Origin of the sequence: Nitratidesulfovibrio oxamicus, from assembly GCF_015731765.1 — a bacterium.
Classification (GTDB): domain Bacteria; phylum Desulfobacterota; class Desulfovibrionia; order Desulfovibrionales; family Desulfovibrionaceae; genus Cupidesulfovibrio; species Cupidesulfovibrio oxamicus.
Genome location: NZ_VRYY01000631.1, coordinates 1 through 1055, shown reverse-complemented (window position 1 = coordinate 1055; position 1055 = coordinate 1). Strand labels below are relative to the sequence as shown.

The 1055-nt window shown below is 71.3% G+C and carries 1 protein-coding gene and 1 pseudogene; one reads left to right on the top strand and one right to left on the bottom strand.

Annotation, left to right across the window (positions count from 1 at the left end; genetic code table 11):
* Positions 1-662: TRAP transporter large permease subunit (locus tag FVW20_RS16435; RefSeq protein WP_196610434.1), on the top strand; the 662-nt coding region annotated here is incomplete at its 5' end.
* Positions 663-708: 46 nt separating this feature from the next.
* Here FVW20_RS16435 and FVW20_RS16430 read toward each other — a convergent pair.
* Positions 709-1055: pseudogene (locus tag FVW20_RS16430) on the bottom strand (LysR family transcriptional regulator); the annotation flags it as partial.

Genomic DNA, 1055 nt, shown 5'->3' with positions numbered 1-1055 from the left:
GCTTCGACGCGCGCGCCCTGTGGCCCGCCATCCGTTCCGGGGCGTGGGCGCTGGGCGCGCCCGCCATCATCCTGGGGACCATCATCGGCGGCGTGGCCACCGCCACGGAATCGGCGGCCATGGCCGTGGCCTATGCCCTGCCCGTGGGGCTGTACGCCCACCGCGAACTGCGCTGGCGCGACCTGCCCCGCCTGGCCCTGTGCGCCGGGGTGACCTCCGCCGTGGTCATGCTGATCATCGCCGCCGCCTCGCTGTTCGGGTGGGTGATGGCGCTGGAGCGCCTGCCGCAGGCCATCGCGGCGTGGATGCTGTCCCTGTCCGGGGATCGCATCGTGCTGCTGTTGCTGGTGAACCTGTTGCTGCTGGTGGTGGGCGCGTTTCTGGAAACCACCGCCGCCATCCTGCTGTTCGTGCCGGTGCTGGTGCCGCTGCTGCCCGCGCTGGGCATCGACCTGGTGCACCTGGGGGTCATCGTGGTGGTGAACCTGGCCATCGGCATGCTGACGCCGCCGCTGGGGGTGTGTCTGGTGGTGTCGTGTTCCATCGCGCGCATACCGCTTTCCGCCATCGGTCGGGCCATCGTGCCCGTGCTGTTGGTGCTGATCGTGGACCTGCTGCTGGTGACCTTCTGCCCGCCGCTGGTGCTCTGGCTGGGCGGGTAGGCCGTACAGTCGCCCGGGTACGGGCGGGGTCGCGCGCTCCCCGCGTCTAGTCTGCCGGGTCTTCTCCCTCCGCGTCCTCTCCTCCCGCGTGGTCGGCATTCCCATTGAGGGACGGAAGGATGGCGTTTCCGGACGCGCCTCCGTCATCCTCTCCGCCGAAGCCGCCCACAATATCCAGAAAGCCGCGCAACAGGGCGTCGTCCCGCCCGGCCCGCCACGCCAGGTCCAGACGAATGTCCGGCAGGCCCGGCGCGCCTCCCGGAACATGTCTGCCAGCCGCCACGTCGCGGTACACCACGCCCTTGCGCGGTTCGCTGCGGGCGGATGCGGGCACGATGGCCGCACCCACCCCCGCCGCCACCAACGCGCGCTGGGTGTTCAGCCCCACCGCCT